Annotated in this window: 18 protein-coding genes; 9 read left to right on the top strand and 9 right to left on the bottom strand. The window is 70.8% G+C overall.

The window, feature by feature from the left end; genetic code table 11:
- The first annotated feature begins 195 nt into the window (after positions 1–195).
- On the top strand, positions 196–756 hold the full coding sequence (locus tag ACFV9T_RS14210) for a snapalysin family zinc-dependent metalloprotease (protein WP_385439795.1): 561 nt from the start codon (positions 196–198) through the stop codon (positions 754–756).
- Between the two features lie 55 nt (positions 757–811).
- Here ACFV9T_RS14210 and ACFV9T_RS14205 read toward each other — a convergent pair whose 3' ends face one another.
- Positions 812–1,603 carry a DeoR/GlpR family DNA-binding transcription regulator gene (locus ACFV9T_RS14205; protein WP_385439794.1) on the bottom strand — a complete coding sequence of 264 codons (792 nt, stop codon included), beginning with the start codon at positions 1,601–1,603 and terminating at the stop codon, positions 812–814.
- Between the two features lie 171 nt (positions 1,604–1,774).
- On the opposite strand from ACFV9T_RS14205, the gene ACFV9T_RS14200 reads away from it, so the two are divergent.
- From ACFV9T_RS14200 to ACFV9T_RS14185, 4 genes are all read left to right on the top strand, one after another.
- Positions 1,775–3,208, top strand: a complete 1,434-nt coding sequence (locus tag ACFV9T_RS14200) for an Nramp family divalent metal transporter (RefSeq protein ID WP_385439793.1) — start codon at positions 1,775–1,777, stop codon at positions 3,206–3,208.
- Between the two features lie 8 nt (positions 3,209–3,216).
- Positions 3,217–4,167: a phosphoglycerate dehydrogenase gene (locus ACFV9T_RS14195; RefSeq protein WP_385439792.1), complete on the top strand. Its 951-nt coding sequence runs from the start codon at positions 3,217–3,219 to the stop codon at positions 4,165–4,167.
- Positions 4,168–4,248: 81 nt separating this feature from the next.
- Entirely contained in the window at positions 4,249–5,019 is a 771-nt protein-coding gene (locus ACFV9T_RS14190) for an HpcH/HpaI aldolase/citrate lyase family protein (protein ID WP_385439790.1), read from the top strand.
- Between the two features lie 187 nt (positions 5,020–5,206).
- The gene (locus ACFV9T_RS14185; RefSeq protein ID WP_385439787.1) at positions 5,207–5,956 is read left to right on the top strand and encodes an alpha/beta hydrolase; all 750 of its coding nucleotides are present in this window, start codon (positions 5,207–5,209) and stop codon (positions 5,954–5,956) included.
- Here ACFV9T_RS14185 and ACFV9T_RS14180 read toward each other — a convergent pair.
- The 7 genes from ACFV9T_RS14180 to ACFV9T_RS14150 all read right to left on the bottom strand — a co-directional run bounded on the left by ACFV9T_RS14180 (position 5,868) and on the right by ACFV9T_RS14150 (position 13,246).
- On the bottom strand, positions 5,868–6,857 hold the full coding sequence (locus ACFV9T_RS14180; RefSeq protein WP_385439786.1) for a zinc-dependent alcohol dehydrogenase family protein: 990 nt from the start codon (positions 6,855–6,857) through the stop codon (positions 5,868–5,870). The two genes, ACFV9T_RS14185 and ACFV9T_RS14180, sit on opposite strands and share 89 nt — an antisense overlap.
- Positions 6,854–7,732: a carbohydrate ABC transporter permease gene (locus tag ACFV9T_RS14175; protein ID WP_385439783.1), complete on the bottom strand. Its 879-nt coding sequence runs from the start codon at positions 7,730–7,732 to the stop codon at positions 6,854–6,856. Before ACFV9T_RS14175 ends, ACFV9T_RS14180 begins: the two co-directional genes overlap by 4 nt.
- Positions 7,729–8,694 carry a carbohydrate ABC transporter permease gene (locus ACFV9T_RS14170; RefSeq protein WP_385439782.1) on the bottom strand — a complete coding sequence of 322 codons (966 nt, stop codon included), beginning with the start codon at positions 8,692–8,694 and terminating at the stop codon, positions 7,729–7,731. The genes ACFV9T_RS14175 and ACFV9T_RS14170 overlap by 4 nt, the downstream gene beginning before the upstream one ends.
- Complete coding sequence (locus ACFV9T_RS14165; protein WP_385439780.1) at positions 8,687–10,042, bottom strand: ABC transporter substrate-binding protein; 1,356 nt, start codon at positions 10,040–10,042, stop codon at positions 8,687–8,689. Before ACFV9T_RS14165 ends, ACFV9T_RS14170 begins: the two co-directional genes overlap by 8 nt.
- A 54-nt stretch (positions 10,043–10,096) precedes the next feature.
- Positions 10,097–10,858: a DeoR/GlpR family DNA-binding transcription regulator gene (locus ACFV9T_RS14160; RefSeq protein WP_385439779.1), complete on the bottom strand. Its 762-nt coding sequence runs from the start codon at positions 10,856–10,858 to the stop codon at positions 10,097–10,099.
- Positions 10,859–11,135: 277 nt separating this feature from the next.
- Positions 11,136–12,488: a 6-phospho-beta-glucosidase gene (locus ACFV9T_RS14155; RefSeq protein ID WP_385439778.1), complete on the bottom strand. Its 1,353-nt coding sequence runs from the start codon at positions 12,486–12,488 to the stop codon at positions 11,136–11,138.
- The gene (locus ACFV9T_RS14150) at positions 12,485–13,246 is read right to left on the bottom strand and encodes a DeoR/GlpR family DNA-binding transcription regulator (protein ID WP_385439776.1); all 762 of its coding nucleotides are present in this window, start codon (positions 13,244–13,246) and stop codon (positions 12,485–12,487) included. Before ACFV9T_RS14150 ends, ACFV9T_RS14155 begins: the two co-directional genes overlap by 4 nt.
- A gap of 121 nt (positions 13,247–13,367) precedes the next feature.
- Between ACFV9T_RS14150 and ACFV9T_RS14145 the strand changes: the two genes are divergently transcribed.
- The 4 genes from ACFV9T_RS14145 (at position 13,368) to ACFV9T_RS14130 (ending at position 17,726) form a co-directional block, all read left to right on the top strand.
- A complete protein-coding gene (locus ACFV9T_RS14145; RefSeq protein ID WP_385439774.1) occupies positions 13,368–14,477 on the top strand; it encodes a carbohydrate kinase family protein in 1,110 nt (369 codons plus the stop codon).
- Positions 14,478–14,590: 113 nt separating this feature from the next.
- Positions 14,591–16,000: an extracellular solute-binding protein gene (locus tag ACFV9T_RS14140; RefSeq protein WP_385439772.1), complete on the top strand. Its 1,410-nt coding sequence runs from the start codon at positions 14,591–14,593 to the stop codon at positions 15,998–16,000.
- Entirely contained in the window at positions 15,997–16,905 is a 909-nt protein-coding gene (locus ACFV9T_RS14135; protein WP_385439771.1) for a carbohydrate ABC transporter permease, read from the top strand. The genes ACFV9T_RS14140 and ACFV9T_RS14135 overlap by 4 nt, the downstream gene beginning before the upstream one ends.
- On the top strand, positions 16,902–17,726 hold the full coding sequence (locus ACFV9T_RS14130; protein WP_385439767.1) for a carbohydrate ABC transporter permease: 825 nt from the start codon (positions 16,902–16,904) through the stop codon (positions 17,724–17,726). Before ACFV9T_RS14135 ends, ACFV9T_RS14130 begins: the two co-directional genes overlap by 4 nt.
- 9 nt (positions 17,727–17,735) lie before the next feature.
- On the opposite strand, the gene ACFV9T_RS14125 is transcribed toward ACFV9T_RS14130, so the two are convergent.
- Entirely contained in the window at positions 17,736–18,494 is a 759-nt protein-coding gene (locus tag ACFV9T_RS14125; RefSeq protein WP_385439766.1) for a DUF72 domain-containing protein, read from the bottom strand.
- Positions 18,495–18,580 lie beyond the last annotated feature (86 nt).

The following is an 18,580-nucleotide window of genomic DNA, read 5'->3' as shown; positions in this document are numbered from 1 at the left end:
CCGGACGGCCAGATCTGCGAACTGCCCCTGTGCCCCAATGGACTTATGCCGTGCCCCGATGGGCCGGACCCCCGGTGTGACGTGGCGACGGGGGAGCGGGTTGGATGGAGGCGGGCGTGGGCACAGTGGCGATTGAGACATGACGGTTCGTCATGCCCACGTCCAGATGGATCCTTTCCCCACGAGGAGGCCCATGTGACATCCAGAAGGCTCGTCCGCGCTCTGCCCGCCGCCGTCGCGGCGGTGTTCGCCCTGGCAGGCGGGCAGGCGGTGGCCGCTCCGGCGTCCGCCGCCACCGCGCCCACCGCCGCCGCCGCGCGCGTGGTCACCTATGACGCGGGCGGAGCCGCCGAGTTCAAGGACGCCGTGACCAAGGGCGCGGCAGTCTGGAACCAGAGCGTGAAGAACGTTCAACTCAAGCCGGTCGCCTCCGGCCAGCGGGCCAACCTGCGCATCGTCGCCGACAACGGCTGGCCCCGCGCCCAGGTCACCGCCCTCGGCAGCGGCACGATCTACTTCGGACGGCAGGCCGTGAACGAGGGCCACAACACCGTGCGGATCGCCTCGCACGAGATGGGCCACATCCTTGGCCTGCCCGATGTGAAGCCGGGGCCCTGCTCCAGCCTGATGTCCGGCGCCAGCGCCGGTACGTCGTGCACCAACGCCAACCCCAACGCGGCCGAGAAGGCCGAGGTCGAGGACGCCTTCGCGCTCCTCGAGGCGTCGGGCGCGACGGCCGTCACGTACAAGGACTGACCGGGAACGGGCGGGCCGGGATGCCCGGCCCGTCCGCTGCCGTCCTCGCCCGTCCTCACACGGTGATGACCTCCGTGTCGGGGAGGGCGCGGAACGGCGCGAGCTGGTCATCGGTGGCGCCGCTGTCGGTGACCAGCGTCCACGGCCGGTCCAGCGGGGCCCACGCGGAGAACGGGGACTCGCCGAGCTTGCTGCTGTCGGCGAGTACGTACACCTCCCGGCCCCGGTCGGCCATCATCTCCTTCAGCGAGGTCTGGTGCAGACTGGCCTCGCAGATCCCGCGCCGCGCGTCGAGCCCGTCGGCGCCCAGGAAGACCTTGTCCGCGGTGAGCCGGGACAGGGTGAGTTCGGCGAGCGGGCCGACGAACCCCTGGCTGACGTGGCGCAGCGTCCCGGCGAGCGTGATCAGCTCGATGCCGTCGACCTCGGCCAGCGCGCGCAGCGCGGTCAACCCACTGGTGATCACGGTGAGTTCGGTACGGGCACGCAGATGGTGGGCGAGCCGTCCGGTGGTGGTGCCCGCGTCCAGGATGACGGTGTCGCCCTGCGCGATCCGTGCGGCCGCCCACCGTCCGATGCGGTCCTTCTCGGCCACCGCGAGCCCGCTGCGCTGCCCGAGCGTCGGCTCGGGGGTGTGCCCGGCGCTCATCGCGCCGCCGTAGGTGCGGGCGATGGTGCCCTGCTCGGTGAGCAGGGCGAGGTCCCGCCGGATGGTGGAGGGGGTCACCTCCAGTGAGCGCGCCAGTTCCTCGACGACGACCGTGCCATCGGTCCGGATCGTGCGGGCGATCAGTTCCCGGCGGTCCCCGGCGCGCAGCCGCCGCTGACCTTCCCCGTTGGACGTCATGTTTCGCCTGCCATCCTCTCCGCGACTTCCCGCGACTCTGCGTGACTGGTGGAGCACCCTATCAGTCTGCGCATTCCGCGCTGTTTCATCGCGGACATTGGTCAGACTCTTGCGCGTTACGTGCATGCGTGCGAGCGTTCCGCTCACAACACGCACGTAACGGGAGGGTCCATGAAGGCCGAGAGTGTGCCGGTCGACGCCGGAGCGGACAGCGAACCCGCGTCCGACGATCCGTACGCACTGCGGGCGGGCGACGTCCTGGAGCCGCCGAGCGACCTCAAGGGCACCGCCAAGCGCCTCGGTCCCGGCATGATCCTCTCCGCGGCGGTGGTCGGCTCCGGTGAGCTGATCACCACCACCTCGCTCGGCGCCAAGGCCGGATTCGTGCTGCTGTGGCTGGTGATCGCGAGCGCGCTGGTCAAGGTGTGGGTGCAGATGGAACTGGCCCGCTGGACCATCCTCACCGGCAAGACCGCGCTGGCCGGGTACAGCCAGGTCGGCCCCAAGGTCGGCCGGGTCGGCTGGATCAATGTGCTGTGGATCCTGATGGACTTCGCCAAGATGCTCCAGCGCGGCGGCATGATCGGCGGCACTGCGGCGGCGTTCAGCATCCTCGCCCCGATCGGCGGGGATCCGCTCGGCCACACCTCGCTCACGGCGTGGACCGTGATCGTGGTCGTCTCCGTCGTCGCGCTGATGTACACCAACCGCTACGGGCTGGTGGAGAAGGCCGGGTTCATCACCGTCGTGATCTTCACCCTCTCCACGGTCGCCCTCGCCGTCGGCCTGCCCTGGACCGAATTCCCGTACACCGGCGGGGACTTGGGGTCCGGGCTGACCCTCTCCATCCCGGCGGGCACGCTCGGCTTCGCCGTCGCCATGTTCGGCATCACCGGCGTCGGCGCCGACGAGATGACCACGTACACGTACTGGTGTCTGGAGAAGGGCTATGCCCGCTGGACCGGCCCGGACGACGGCACCGAGGCGCGGGCCAAGCGCGCCGAGGGCTGGATCCGGGTCATGCGGGCCGACGCCCTCGTCTCCTGGCTGATCTGCACCCTGTGCACGCTGTCCTTCTACATCATCGGCGCGGCCATCCTGCATCGGCAGGGCCTGGTGCCCGAGGGCAACGAGATGATCAGCACGCTGTCCCGGATGTACACCGACACCCTCGGGCCCTGGGGCAAGTACCTCTTCCTGGCCGGTGCCATCGCCGTCCTCTACTCGACGATCATCGCGTCCACCGCGAGCGTGCCCCGGCTGTGGACCAACACCCTCGGGCTGCTCGGGCTGCTCGACTGGAAGAACGTCACGACGCGGCAGCGCACCATCCGGGTGCTCACCGTCGTGCTGCCGCCGCTGTGGGCGGCCTGCTACCTCTTCGTCCAGGAACCGGTGCTGATGGTGCAGGCCGGTGGCATCGCGGGCGGCATCTTCCTGGTCGCGGTCGTCATCGCCGTATGGCATCTGCGCAGCACCGAGGTGGCACCGCGCTTCCGCCGCAACACCGCGCTGAACTGCGCGCTCGTGCTGAGCAGCGCGGCCATCGGCGCACTCGGAATCTATTCGGTCCTCGATGTCTTCGGGCTCGGGGTGGGGAGTTGAGCCAGACCATGGGACACGACGTCCTGGTGACCACGCCGAGCTTCGGCCAGCACGCCCGCGCACCCTGGGAGGTGTTCGAGCGGGCCGGAGTCCCGGTGCGCACCGCGCGCGCCGCGCATCCGCTGCGGGAGGCGCAGCTGATCGACGAGGCGGCGGGCGCGGACGCCCTCGTCGTCGGACTCGACCCCGTGACGGCGGCCGTCCTGGACGCCGCCCCCGGGCTGAAGGTCATCGCCAAGCACGGGGTCGGCACCGACAACATCGACCTCACCGCGGCCGCCGCGCGCGGTGTCCGCGTGGTCAACGCGCCCGGCACCAACACCACCGCCGTCGCCGACATGGCCATGGCGCTGCTGCTGGCCGCCGTACGCCGGATCGTGCCCGCCCACGCCTCCGTCACCGGCGGCGGCTGGGACCGCTTCTTCGGCCCCGAACTGGCCGGGCGCACGCTCGGCATCGTCGGCTTCGGCCGGATCGGGCAGGCCGTCGCCCGCCGCGCCCGGGGCTTCGACATGGAGATCGTCGCGTACGACCCGCATCTGCCGGAGGCCGTCTTCGCCGAGCAGGCCGTGCCGTCCGTGACCTTCGACGAACTCCTCGCCCGGGCCGACGCCGTCACCCTCCACCTGCCGATGCCGACCGGCGGGCCGCTGCTCGGCCGTGCCCAGCTGGAAGCCATGAAGCCCGGCTGCTGCGTGATCAATACGGCGCGGGGCGGGCTCGTCGACGAGGCCGCTCTCGCCGAGCTGCTGCACAGCGGGCACATCGCGGCGGCCGGTATCGATGTGTTCGCCACCGAGCCCCCGGCCGGGAACCCGCTGCTCACCGCGCCGAACACGGTGCTCACCCCGCACTGCTCCGCCTTCACCCACCAGGCCAACGAGGCGATGGGCAGTGCCGTGGCCGCGGACGTGGTGCGGGTGCTGCGTGGCGAGGACCCGGTGAACGCCGTGGTGTGAGCCCTTTCGGTACGCCCTCCGGAACGCCCTTCCCGTACGCCCCATCGACCCCACGAGAGAAAACGAGAGAAGCTTAAGAACATGAACACTTCCCCCGCCGACTTCGCGTCCCGCCTCCGCGCACGCCAGCGGATCCTCGGTTACTGGGTCGTCCTCGACAACCCCGTCGGCACCGAGCGGCTGGCCGGGCTGGGGTACGACTACGTCTGCGTCGACGCCCAGCACGGGCTGCTCGACTACAAGGGCACCCTCGGCGCGATGACCGCCATCGACGCGCGCGGCACCGCCGCCGGAATGGTGCGCGTCCCCGCCAACGACGGCTTCTGGATCGGCCAGGCCCTGGACGCGGGTGCCCGCGGCGTCATCGTCCCGCTGGTCAACACCGCCGAGCAGGCCGCCGCCGCGGTGAGCGCCTGCCGCTACCCTCCGCTCGGCGTCCGCAGCTACGGTCCGATGCGCTCCGGCCTGCGCGTCGGCCCCACTCCGGCCGAGGCGAACGAGCAGGTCGCCTGCATCGTGATGATCGAAACGGCGGAGGCGCTGGGCAACACGGCCGAGATCTGTGCGACGGAGGGGCTGGACGGCGTCTACATCGGCCCCTCCGACCTCACGATCGCCCTCGGCGGGCGGACGTCCACGGACTCCGCGGTGGCGGAACGGTTCGACGCGGCTCTGGCCAAGGTGGCGCAGGCCGCGGCGGCGGCCGGGATCGCGGCCGGGATCCACTGCCCGGACGGCGCCACGGCCGCCAAGCGGCTGGCCCAGGGCTTTACGTTCGCCACGGTCAGCAGCGACTTGGTCCACCTGGAACAGGCCGCCGCGGCCCACTTCCGCGACGCCACCGCAGGCTAGGGCCGCCCACCCCGGAAACCAGTTGGCGGACCACGGCGACACTGCTACTTTTCCGGAGGCCGTGCGAGAGAACGAGGAGGTGGTACCCGTGAACGCAGTATCGACATGGGTGCTCCCCTCCGGGGTCACGGTCGGACGATAGGTCGTCCGGGAGCGCCGTTCACCAGCGCTCCCGAAAGGCACGACCATGCGATTCACTTCTGAACACCGCCTCGACGACGGCGTCGTCGAGCGCGAATTCACCCTGGGCGAGACCCCCGGCACCCTGTGGACGCCGGGCTCCGCCGGATCTTCTGGGGCCGCACCGGCCCTGCTGATCCTGATGGCCCACAACAACGGCCTGCCCAAGGGGGCGGCCCGGTTGGTGGCACGGGCCCGGCTCTGCGCGGCGTACGGCTACGCGGTGGTCACCATCGACGCCGCCGGGTGCGGTGACCGGCCCCGTTCCGCCGCCGACGAGCAGGTCCGCGCCGACCTCCGCCGGGCGATGCGGGCGGGCGAGCCGGTCGACGAGATCTTCGAGTCCCTCGTCGGCCCGCTGGTCGAAGGCGCGGTCCCGGAATGGCGGACCACCCTGGACGCCGTCCTCGCGCTGCCCGGGATCGGCGGCCCGGTCGGATACTCGGGGTGGACCGCCCTCGGCATTCGGCTGGCGGTGGTCGAGCCCCGCATCGCGGCCGCCGGTTTCTTCGCCGGGGGGTACGTGCCCCGCGCCCAGCGCGAGGAGGCCCGGCAGGTCGGAGGACGGGAACCGGTTCTTCGGCCGCCACCTGAAGTGACACCGGGCCGTCAGACGGTGATGGCCCAGGCCCCGTGGTGCGGGCCCGGGCCATCCGTCGCGCGTACGGTTACGGCTCGACCACGATCTTGCGGCCCTGACCGGACCGGAACTGCTCCAGCGCCTCGGGGTACTCGGCGAGCGGCATCCGGTGGCTGATGAAGATCTTCGGGTCGAGAACACCGGAGGCGAAAAGCCCGGCGGCGCGTTCGTAGCTGTGCAGCACCGCCATGGAGCCGGTGATGGTGATCTCCTGGTTGTAGATCTTGTACGGCTCGATGGTGGCCCGGGTCGCGTAGTCGGAGACCCCGAACTGCAGGAACGTACCCGCCTTGGCGACGCGGCCCAGCCCGTCCTGGATGGCGGCCTGGTTGCCGGTGGCGTCGATGACCACGTCCCAGCCGCGCGGCTGGTCGAGTTCATCGGCCGAGGCCCCGGCCCGGGAGCAGCCGAGGGTCTTCGCGGTGCCCAGCCGCTCGGGGTTGACGTCGAGGACGTCGACGCTGGTGGCGCCGGTCCGCTTGGCCAGCTCCAGCATCATCAGCCCCATCGTGCCGGAGCCGTAGATGAGCACTTCGGCGCCCAGGTTGCCGCTGAGGACGTCATAGCCGCGCACCGCGCAGGACAGCGGCTCGATGAGGGCCGCGTCGCCGACGTCCACGTGCTCGGGGAGCTTGACGCAGTTGGCCACCGGCGCGACGGCGAACTCGGCGGCGCCGCCGGGGACGCTGACCCCGATGGCGTTCCAGTTGTCACACAGGTTGCCCCGGCCGATGCGGCAGTAGCGGCACTCGTGGCAGTGCAGGGAGGGGTCGACCGCGACCCGGTCGCCGATCGCCAGCTCGGTGACGTCCTTGCCCAGCCCTACGACCTCTCCGGCGAACTCATGGCCGGGCACGATCGGCAGGGTCGGCGCGAACTCCCCCTGGAGGATGTGCAGATCGGTTCCGCACAGCCCGCAGGCCGCCACGTCGATGACGACCTCGCGGGGCCCCGGGGCCGGATCCGCGACCGTGGCGACGGTGACCTTGCCGGGGGCTTCGATGACGGCGGCCCTCATTTGACTGCTCCTAGCGACAGGCCCTGGACCAGCTTGTCCTGGGCGGCGAACCCCGCGGCGAGTACCGGCAGGGAGATGACCATCGACGCGGCGCACACCTGGGCCAGGAACAGCCCCTGGCTGGTGACGAAGCCGGTCAGGAAGGCCGGTGCGGTCTGGGCGACCACGCCGGTGAGCACCTGGGCGAACAGCATTTCGTTCCAGCTGAAGATGAAGCAGATCAGCGAGGTGGCGGCGATGCCGGGACCGGCTATCGGGGCGACGACCCGCCACAGGATGGTCGTCAGCCGCGCCCCGTCCATCTGGGCGGCCTCGATGATGGACACGGGGATGTCCGCGAGGAAGGACTGCATCATCCACACGGCGATCGGCAGGTTCATCGACGTGTAGAGGATGACGAGCAGCCACACGTTGTCCAGGAAACCGGTGTCCTTCGCGAACAGGTACACCGGCAGCAGCCCGGCCACCACCGGCAGCATCTTGGTGGACAGGAAGAAGAACATGACGTCGGTCCACTTGCGCACCGGCCGGATCGACAGCGCGAACGCGGCCGGAAGCGCCAGCACCAGCACGAAGAGCGTGGAGAAGATGCTCGTGCCCATCGAGTTGAGCAGCGCGGGCCAGGGGCTGGCCCCGCCGTCCACGCCGAAGAACGCCTTGTAGCCGTCGAGCGTCAACGGGGCCGCCAGCGAGGGCGGGTTGGTGGCGGCGTCGCTCTCGGAGTGGAACGAGGTGAGCAGCATCCACAGCACCGGCAGGGCGAACAGGATGCCGATGAACCAGGCCAGCAGGCCGAGCGCGGCACCGCGCCGCTTGGCCCGGCGGGCGCCCGGGGGAACCGCGGTGACGGTGGCGGGGGCGGTCAGGGAGGTCATGCGCGGGACGCCTCCTCACGGAAGAGGGACGACACCACGCGCAGCGCGAAGGTGGCGATGATGATCGTGCCGATCACGACCAGGACACCCGCCGCCGATGCCAGCCCGTATTCGTGGGCGTTGTAGAAGGTTTCGTAGATGGTGTAGGGGAGGTTGGCGGTGTCGAGCCCGCCGCGGGTGAGGGTGAACACGGCGTCGAAGTTCTGCACGATGTAGATCGACCCGAGCAGGGTGCCCAGCTCCAGGTAGCGCCGCAGATGGGGCAGGGTCAGAAAGCGGAATATCTGCCAGGCGCCCGCGCCGTCCAGCCGGGCCGCCTCGATCATGTCCAGCGGACGGCTCTGCAGCCCGGCCAGCAGGATGAGCATCATGAACGGTGTCCACTGCCAGATCAGCGACGCCTCCACGGCCATCAGCGGCATATCGCTGAGCCATTCCGGCTGGGGCCCGCCCACCCAGTTGAGGACGCCGTTGAACAGCCCGTACTCGGGGTTGTACAGCGCATGCTTCCACAGCAGTGCCGAGGCCACCGGCACCACCAGGAACGGCGCGATGAGCATCGTACGGACGAGCCCCCGGCCGCGGAACTTGCGGTCCAGCAGCAGCGCCAGGGCGAGCCCCAGCACCACGCTGACGATGACCACCGTGGCGGTCAGCAGCACGGTGGTGAGGATCGACTCGCGCAGCGCCGGGTCGCTCGCCACCGTCTGGTAGTTCTCAAGACCCGCGAACTCACGGTTGTCGGGGCGGAACGAGTTCCAGTCGAAGAGGGAGATCACCAGCGTCGCCACGAACGGCAGCTGGGTGACCACGATCAGGAAGATCAGCGCGGGCATCAGCGGTGCCCGGGTGGCCCACTCCCGGGCCCGGTTCCTCGGCGGCCGGGAGGTGTTACGGGACGAGGCGGCCACGGTCGGCGGGCGCTCGCCACGGACGGGGACCGCCGTTGTCGGATTACTCATCTCGGTACTCCTCGCCCACCTTCTCGGCCAGCTTCTGCGACTTCTTCAATGCCTCGTCGACGGACTGCTTCCCGGCGATGGCGGCGCTGATCTCCTGGGCCACCTTGGTGCCGAGATCGGCGAATTCGGGGATGTCGACGAACTGGATGCCGATGGTCGGCCGCTCCTGCACCCCGGGATCGCGCGGCTTGGCGCTGGTGATGGCCTTCCGGGTGACCTCGGAGAAGGCGCCCGCGGAGTCGCGGTATTCCTGGTTGGCGTAGGTGGAGGCCCGTTTGCCCGCGGGCACATTGGACCAGCCGAAGGTCTTGCCGACCAGCTTCTCGTACTCCTTGCTGGAGGCCCAGGAGATGAACTTCCACGCCTTGTCGGAGTTGCGCGAGGCCTTCTGGACGCCCCAGGCCCAGGTGTAGAGCCAGCCCGAGCTGTCGGTCTTCTCCACCGGCGCCTGGACGTACCCGATCTTGCCCTTCACGGGGGACTTGGCGCCCTCCAGCGACCCGGCGGCCGAGGTGGCGTCGTACCACATGGCGCTCTTGCCCTGGGTGAGGTTGTTGAGGCACTCGGCGAAACCGGACTGGGAGGCACCGGCCTCACCGTGCTCGCGCACCAAGTCGACATAGAACTTGGTCGCCTTGACGAACTCTGGCGAGGTCAGCTGCGCCTTCCAGTCCTTGGTGAACCAGGTGCCGCCGAAGGTGTTGACGACCGTGGTGAGCGGGGCCATCAGCTCGCCCCATCCGGGCAGCCCGCGCAGGCAGATGCCGTTCATGCCCTTGCGGGCGCCGTCGGCCTTGGCCGCGAGATCCGCCACCTGGTTCCAGGTGGGCCGCGCGGGCATCTTCAGGTTCTTCTCGGCGAAAATGTCCTTGCGGTACATCAGAAACGACGACTCGCCGTAGAACGGCTCCGCGTACAACTGACCGTCACCGGCGGTCAGCGATTCCCGCATCGGCGGAAGAATGTCCTTCTGGTCGAATGCCTTGTCCTTGGCGACATGGTCGTCCAGCGGCATCAGCCAGCTGTTCTCGGCGTAGAACGGCACCTCGAAATTGCTGATGGTGGCGACGTCGTACTGCCCGGCCTGATTGGAGAAGTCCTGACTGATCTTGTCGCGGACATCGTTCTCCGGCAGCACCGTGAACTTGACCTTGATGCCCGTTTCCTTGGTGAAATGCTTGGCGGTCAGCTTCTGAAGATCCATCATCTGCGGGTTGTTCACCATCAGCACGTTGATGGTGTTGCCGCCGGAGCTGCCGCCGCCCATACCGGCGCACCCCGCGAGGAGCGCGCCCGCGGTCAGGGCCACGACCGGTATCCGGGCAGCACGAAGGGTCAGGACTGGCATAACGGGTCCAATCGGAGGGACGTGGGGAGAGGGGGAAAGAGGGGGACTTCGGGGTCAGACCCGGAGTATCTGCGGGCCCAGCAGCGAATACCGGTGGGCTTCGGTCACGGGCAGCCCGGTGTCGGTCACGATCGTCTCGAAGTCGGACACGTCCGCGAACCGGCAGAAGCTGACGGCACCGAACTTGGTGTGCACCCCGGAGAACACCTTCCGGCGGGACACCCGGACCACCTGCGCCTTGACCTCGCTGACCGCCGGGTCGGGGGTGGTGAGCCCGTACTGCCGGGAGATGCCGTTGGCGCCGATGAACGCCAGGTCGATGACGAAGCCGGAGAGCATGTGGGTCGCCCAGTGGTCGACGGTGGCCATCGTGCCGCCGCGGACCCGGCCGCCGAGCAGCAGCACGGTGGTGTTCTCGCGCCCGGCGAGTCCGCTCGCGGTCGCGAGGGACGCGGTGATCACGGTGAGCGGCCGGTCCCGGGGCAGGGCCTCGGCGATCAGCTGTGGGGTGAAGCCCTCGTCGATGTAGACCGTCTCGGCGTCGCCCAGCAGCTCGGCGGCCGCGGTCGCGATCCGCGACTTCTCCGGGACATGCATGGTGGTGCGGAAGGCGAGGGTGGTCTCGAAACCGGCGCTCTCCACGGGGTACGCGCCGCCATGGGTGCGCCGGACCAGCCCGTGCTGCTCCAGCACCCGCAGATCGCGGCGCACCGTCTCCTTGGACACCCCGAGGTCCGCGGCGAGCTTGCCGACGTCGACGACCCCGGCACGCCGCGCCATGTCGAGGATCCCCCGACGGCGTTCCTCCGCGTCCACACCGCATCACCTGCTTCTTCTTCGGGCTTGGCGAGAAGTTTTACAAGCACGCAACGGGAGTGGCCAGGCTTGACACGAGACGGATCATGACCGGATGTGCCCGTTTCACGAACGTTATCTCAGCAGGTCAGCCCTGGTAAGAACAGAAGCGGTGAGGATCGCGGACGCCTGCATCGGCGCAGGTCGGGCCCGTTTTCTGCCCGCTTCCGAAAACGTGGCCGAAACGGAGCCCGTTCGGGCGTGATCAAGGTCTAGGGAAAGCCCGTTCGGACAGGTGCTACGCGGTCGCGGGCAGGCCCGAGGCGTCGAGGATGCGGCTGGCCACGTTGACCGAGTCGACGAGCGGGTGCAGCGCGAGGGCGCGCAGCGCCGCGCCCCGGGCGGCGGCGGGCCCGGCCTCCGTGATCGCCTCCGCCGCCTCGATCGTCGAGCGCTCGACCGCCTTCAGCGAGAGCATCAGCCCGAGCTGGTCCGGGGCCACCGCGCCGGTAGCCATGGGGCGCGCGCCGCCCGCGTCCACCAGGCAGGGCACCTCCACCACCGCGTCCGCGTCCAGTCCGGGGACGGCCGTGCGGTTGCCGACGTTGAGGATCAGCGTGGTGCGCTCGTCGCGGGCGATGGCCCGCATGATGGCCAGCGCGATCCGGTCGTACCCGCCGCCGTCCAGATCGCACGAGTCGCGCTCCCAGCCGCCGCTCGCCTCCCGGCTCGCCGCCAGGTACGTGGTCTCGCGCTCCAGCCGGGTCCGCTCCCAGGCCGCGAGCGCCCCGCCGTCGGCGGTGCGGGCCGTCTCGTAGAAACGGGCCTGCTGCTCGCGCAGGAACTCGCCCCGGGTGGTCGTGGCCTGCTGGATGGAGGCCACCGCCTCGCGGTTGAAGTAGTAGTAGTGCAGATACTCGTTGGGCAGCGCGCCCAGGGTCCGCAGCCAGTCCGCGCCGAACAGCTTGCCCTCCTCGAAGGACTCCAGCGCCCCGGCGTCGGCCAGCAGTTCGGGCAGCCGGTCCCGGCCGTCCACCACCACGCCCCGCAGCCAGCCGAGGTGGTTGAGGCCCACGTAGTCGTAGACCGCCCGGTCCGGGTCCGTGCCCAGCGCCCGCGCCGCCCGGCGGCACAGCCCGACGGGCGAGTCGCAGATGCCGATCACCCGGTCGCCCAGCACCCGCCGCATCGCCTCGGTGACCATGCCCGCCGGGTTGGTGAAGTTGATGACCCAGGCGTCCGGGGCCACGGCCGCGACCCGCTCGGCGATCCGCGTCGCCACCGGCAGCGTGCGCAGCCCGTACAGCACCCCGCCCGCGCCGACGGTCTCCTGCCCGAGGACGCCCTCGGCCAGCGGAATCCGCTCATCGCGGGCACGGCCCTCCAGACCGCCCACCCGGATCGCCGAGAACACGAAGTCGGCGCCGCGCAGCGCGTCGTCGAGGTCGGTGGTGGCCCGCACCGCGACGGCGACGGGGTGTTGCCTCGCCTGCTCGGCCAGGACCGCGCCGATCGCGTCCAGCCGGTGCCGGTCGGTGTCGTACAGCACCAGCTCGGTGCAGCGACCGGCGTCGTCCCCGGTGTCCTCCAGCAGGGCCCGGTACACCAGCGGCATCCGGAAACCGCCGCCGCCCAGCACAGTCAGCCTCATACGGTCACTACCTCCACATCGGCCTCGCGGAAAGCGCCGAGCGTCGCCGGGTCGGCGGTCTTGTTGGTGATCAGGGTGTCGATCTCCCGTGGGCCGCAGATCCGGGCCAGCCCGGTGTCGCCCGGGAACTTGCCCGCGGTGACCAGCAGCACCACCTCCCGGGCGGAGGCGAGCATGGCCCGCTTGACCGGCACCTCCACATGCGTGCTGTCCAGCACGCTGCCGTCGGACAGCACCCCGCTCGCGCCGAGGAAGAGCCGTCCCACCCGCAGCTGGCGCAGGTTGGACTCGGTGAGGAAGCCGACCACGGAACGGTAGTTGGCGCGCACCTGCCCGCCGAGCAGGATCAGCGTCACCTCGGGGTCGTCGCGCAGCTCGTCGTAGACCGCCAGATTGCTGGTCACGATGGTGACCGGACGGCCGCGCAGCAGCCTGGCGAGGTGGAGGGTGGTGGTGCCGATGTCCAGCAGCAGCACATCGCCGTCCGCGACCAGCTCCGCCGCGCGCCGGGCCACCGCCGCCTTCTCCGCCGGTTCGTCGACCGCCACCTCGCCGAACGGGCGCTCCTCGTCCGGGGTGGGGGCGGCCACCGCGCCGCCGTACACCCGGGTCAGCCGGCCGGCCCGGCCCAGTTCGGTGAGGTCCCGGCGGGCCGTCGCCTCGCTGACCTCCAGACGCTTGGCGATCTCCCCGATCGGCAGCACGCCCTGCTCGCCGAGGATGCTCAGCAGCTTCTCGTGGCGGGTCTCTCGCAGCATGGGGGCAACGTACTCCACCTGAGCGACTCTGCGCGACTATGACCGACCTCTTGCATAAAGCCCCTCTGAGGTGCATGGTGTCGCTCATCCGACGTCACGACGAACAAGGAAAGGCGCGCCGGTGAGCCCCACGTCCGCAGCCCCCGGTCCGATACAGCCGATCGACCCGCTCGCCGCGCTGCGCACCGCCGCCGACCCCGAACACGACGTCTACCTCACCGGCACCGTCTTCCTGGACATCATCTTCACCGGCCTCGATCACGCCCCGGTGCGCGGCACCGAGACCTGGGCGCGCGGCATGGGCTCCAGCCCCGGCGGCATCGCCAACATGGCCACCGCCCTCGCCCGGCTCGGTCTGCACACCACCCTCGCCGCCGCCTTCGGCGCCGATGTCTACGGGGACTACTGCTGGGAGAGCCTGGAGCACGCCGAGGGCGTCGACCTCACCCACTCCCGGCGCGTCCCCGCCTGGCACTCACCGGTCACCGTGTCCATGGCGTACGAGGGCGAACGCACCATGGTGACCCACGAGCACCCCGCCCCGCCGCCCGCCACCAGGTCCGCGCCGCCCCGCTCCCGGGCCTGTGTGACCGCCTACGAACCGGGCCGCCACGAGGACTGGGTGCGCCAGGCACACGACCAGGGCGCCAAGATCTTCGCCGATGTCGGCTGGGACGAGTCCGGCTGCTGGGACCTCGCCACCCTGCCCGACCTGCCGTACACCCACGCCTTCCTGCCCAACGCCACCGAGGCCCAGCGCTACACCCGCACCGACACGCCCGAGCGGGCTGTGCGCGCCCTGGCCGAGCGGGTGCCGATCGCGGTGGTCACCCGGGGCGCCGAGGGCGCCATCGGCGTCGACTCGCTCACCGGGGAGAGCGCCGAGGTGCCGGGCCTGGCCGTGGAAGCGCTCGACCCGACCGGGGCGGGCGATGTGTTCGTCGCCGGTTTCATGACCGGAACGCTCGCGGGCTGGCCGCTCGCCGACCGGCTCGCCTTCGCGAACCTCACCGCCGCCCTCTCCGTCCAGCATTTCGGCGGCTCGCTCGCCGCGCCCGGCTGGGCCGAGGTCGCCGCGTGGTGGGACCGTACGAACCGCTCGGCGGACCGCGAACTGGTGGCTCGCTACCGCTTCCTGGACGGCCTGATCCCGCCCGGGGTGCGCGACTGGCCACGGCTGCGGGCGCTGCCCACCATCGGCTTCCGGGCGGCCGACGCCCGCGGGGCCTGACGGCCGCACGCCGCCCGCGAGGCCCGACTCCCGCACCGCGCGCAGACCCGACGCCAGCACGTCGCCCGTACGACAGTCGCCCGCACGTCGCCCGTACGACAAGGGAGAACCGCATGGGATGTCCCCGCCGGGCCTTACCGGCCGCCCTCGCCCTCGGCGCCACCCTGCTCGCCGCCGCCTGCGTGCCCGGCACCGACGGCTCGGGGGCCGCCGGACCCGGGACCGGCGGCGCCACCGCCGTCCCCGATCCGGCCAGGGCCGGGAAGACCACGCTGACCGTGTGGGACCAGGAGATCCGCGGCGGTACGAACGGCGAAATCACCCAGCTGAACCGGGAGTTCGAGGAGAAGTACCCCAACGTAACGATCAAGCGGGTGGCGCGGAGCTTCACCGATCTGAAGACCACGCTCAAGCTCGCCGTCTCCGGCAACAACCCGCCCGACGTCATCCAGGCCAACCAGGGCTACCCGGACATGGTCTCCTTCGTCCGCGCCGGGCTGCTCACCCCGCTGGACAACTACGCCGGGATCTACGACTGGAACACCCGCTACCCGAACACCCTCCTGAACCTGAACCGGGTCTCCGTCGACGGCACCGACTTCGGCCGTGGACGGCTCTACGGCATCTCCCAGACCGGTGAGTTCGTCGGCCTCTACTACAACAAGGACGTGCTGCGGAAGGCGGGCCTGGAACCGCCCAAGACCTGGGGCGAGTTCACCGCCGGGCTCGCCCGCCTCAAGGAGCGGGGCGAACTGCCCGTCCAGTTCGGCAACCTCGACAAGTACCCCGCGATCCACACCTTCGGGGTGCTCCAGGACCAGTACGCCGCCACCGAGGCCCGCGACACCGTCCTCGGCCGAGGGCCCGGCTTCGCTACCTCGGCCACCAGGAAAGCGGCCACGACCCTGCGCGACTGGATGAAGCGCGGCTATCTGCCGAAGGGCGCGGGCGGCCTCGGATACGACGACGCGGCCAAGAAGTTCGCCTCCGGCGACGGCGCGTATCTGATGACCGGAAACTGGCTGCTGGCCGACCTCAAGAAGGCTATGGGCGACAAGCTCGGCCTCATGCCGCCACCGCCCGCGAAACCCGGCGGCGCCCCCGTCACCACCGGCGGCCAGGGCCTCGCCTGGTCCATCACCTCCCGCTCCCGCCACCCCGAAGTGGCCGCCGCCTACCTCGACTTCCTCACCAGCGCGCACGCCTCCGACGTCATGACCCGCCACGGAGTGCTGCCCGCCGTCCCCGGCGCGGCCGCGGCCAAGGTCGGCCCGGACACCGTGGACGGCCAGATGATCGACGGCTGGCAGCGGCTCAGCGCCGCCGACGGCCTCGTCCCGTACCTCGACTACGCCACCCCCACCTTCTACGACACCCTCTCGGCCGCCCTCCAGGGCGTCGCCAGCGGCAAGACCTCACCGGACCGGCTGGCCGACACCCTGCAACGGGACTACGGCGCCTTCATGGACAAGCAGCGCCAACGCCACCCCGATGCACGGCCCGCCCCGGCGGAGTCGCGATGAAGCCCACCGCCCTGACCGGGGGATACCGCCGCCGGGCCCCCGGTGAGCCGCGTGCCATCGGCTATCTCTACATCCTGCCCGCGCTGCTCGTGTACGGGGTGTTCCTGCTCTACCCGTTCGGGCAGTCGGTGTGGCTGTCGTTCGTTCACTGGGACGGGCTGACCGCCGCCACCCCGGCCGGATTCGACAACTACCGTGACCTGTTCGGCGATCCCGCGCTGCGCGCCCCGTTCGCCCACGCCCTGCTGCTGCTCGTGTTCTACTCCGCCCTGCCGGTGGCCATCGGGCTGCTGCTGGCGGCCGCGATGTCCCGGGTCCGGATCCACGGCATGACCTTCTTCCGCACCGTCCTGTTCCTGCCGCAGGTGCTGGCGCTCATCGTGGTCGCCGTGGCCTGGCGGTCCATCCTCGCCCCCGACGGACTGCTCAACGACACCCTGCGCGCGGTCGGCCTCGGCTCCCTCGCCCGCCCCTGGCTCGGCGACTACACCTGGGCGCTGCCCGCCGTAGGGATCGTCGGCACCTGGGTGGGCACCGGGCTGTGCGTGGTCCTCTTCCTCGCCGGGGTCCAGCGCATCCCGCGCGAGCTGTACGAGGCGGCGCGGATGGACGGCGCCGGGCCGGTCCGGGAGTTCTTCGCCGTCACCCTCCCGGGGCTTCGGCCGCACATCGCGGTGGCGCTGACCCTGACCATTGTCGCGGGCCTGCGCAACTTCGACCTCATCTACGTCACCACCAGCGGCGGCCCCGGGAACGCCACCTCCGTACCCGCCTACGAGGTCTACCACCGGGCCTTCGAGACCAACCAGGTCGGCTCGGCCGCCGCCGTCGGGGTGGCCCTCACGGTCCTGACCTTCGCCCTGACCGTCACGGTCTCCCGGCTCGTGGAAGGGCGGCGGACATGACCACACGCCGGGAACGCGCCATCACCTACGCCCTCCTCACCCTCTTCGCCGTCCTCTCGCTCACCCCGGTCGTCGGCATCCTCTCGACCGCCTTCGGCTCGCAGGGCTCCCTGGACACCGGGTTCTCGCTGCCCCGGGACGGACTGCACTGGGGCAACTTCGCCGACGCCTGGAACCGCGGCCACTTCGGCACCTACCTCGGCAACTCGGTGCTGGTCACCACGGCCGTGGTCGCGGCCACCACCGTGCTGGCCGTGCTCGCCGCGTACGCGTTCGGCGTGATGCGCTTCCCCGGCGCCACCCCGCTGTTCTACCTCTTCGTGATCGGGCTGACCCTGCCCCAGGAGGCCCTGGTCGTCCCGCTCTACTTCGATCTGCGGTACGCCGGACTCACCGACACCTACTGGGCGTTGATCCTTCCGCAGACCGCCCAGTCGCTGGCGTTCGGCGTGTTCTGGATGCGGACGTACTTCCGGGGCAGCGCGCGGGCGGTCATCGAGGCGGCCCGGATCGACGGGGCGAACAGCTGGACCACGCTGTGGCGGGTGCTCGTCCCGATGGGCCGCCCGGCGATCTCCACCATGGTCGTCATCACCTTCATGTGGACCTGGAACGAGTTCCTGATGGCGCTCGTGATGATCAGCGACGAGGCCCATCGCACCGTCCCCCTCGGCCTCGCCTTCTTCCAGGGGCAGCACAGCTCGGACGCGCCGCTGCTCGCGGCGGCGTCGGTGCTGATCGCGCTGCCGGTGGTGGTCGTCTACGTGGCGCTCCAGCGCCGGTTCATCGAGGGCATGCTGGGCGGCGCCGTAAAGGAGTAGCCGCCGCGCTCACAGCTCGGGCGTACGGCTGACCGCGCGGCCCAGCCCGGCGACGGCACGGGCGAAGACGGCGGCGTCGTGGACCGCCGCCCCGCCCGTGTCGTTGTTGAAGTACGCGTAGACGTCGGCCTCGCCGGGCCAGGTGTCATGGACCCGGCGCGCCCAGGTGGCGAGTGCCTGGCGGCCGTAGCGCGGTGCGGGCTCGGCCCGGCCGCCGTGGAAGCGTACGTACCCCCACCCGGCGGTCCGCCACAGCGGGGCGGCCGGGCGCGAGCCCACGTCCGCCCAGCACAGCGCGGCGCCGTGGTCCTCCAGCAGGGTCCGGATCTCCCCGGTCCACCAGGAGTCATGGCGCGGCTCGACCGCGACCCGGGTACCGGCCGGGAAGCAGGCCAGAGCGGTGTCCAGCAGTCCGGGGTCGGCCCGCAGGGTCGGCGGGAGCTGGAGCAGGACCGGGCCCAGCCGGTCGCCGAGCCCCGCCGCGTGGGACATCAGCCGCGCCACCGGCTCCTTCGGGTCGCGCAGCCGCTTGATGTGGGTGAGATAGCGGCTGGCCTTGAGCGCCATCACGAACCCGCCGGGCGTACGGTCCCGCCAGACCGCGAACTGATCGTGCTCGGGGAGCCGGTAGAACGCGTTATTGCTCTCGACCGTGGTGAAGCCCCTGGCGTACTCCTCCAGCCACAGCCGCTGCGGGCAGTCGGCGGGGTACAGGACCCCGCGCCAGTCCTTGTACTGCCACCCCGATGTGCCGACCAGGACACCCATGTTTCCAGGGTGCCGGACGCGCCGCCGGTTTGCGGTCCGGGGCATTGTCGGCTTGATTCGAAGGAGAGGAATCCGAACCGGGGGTG

Source organism: Streptomyces sp. NPDC059850 (assembly GCF_042731515.1).
GTDB lineage: Bacteria > Actinomycetota > Actinomycetes > Streptomycetales > Streptomycetaceae > Streptomyces.
This window is presented reverse-complemented; position numbering and strand designations above follow the sequence as displayed.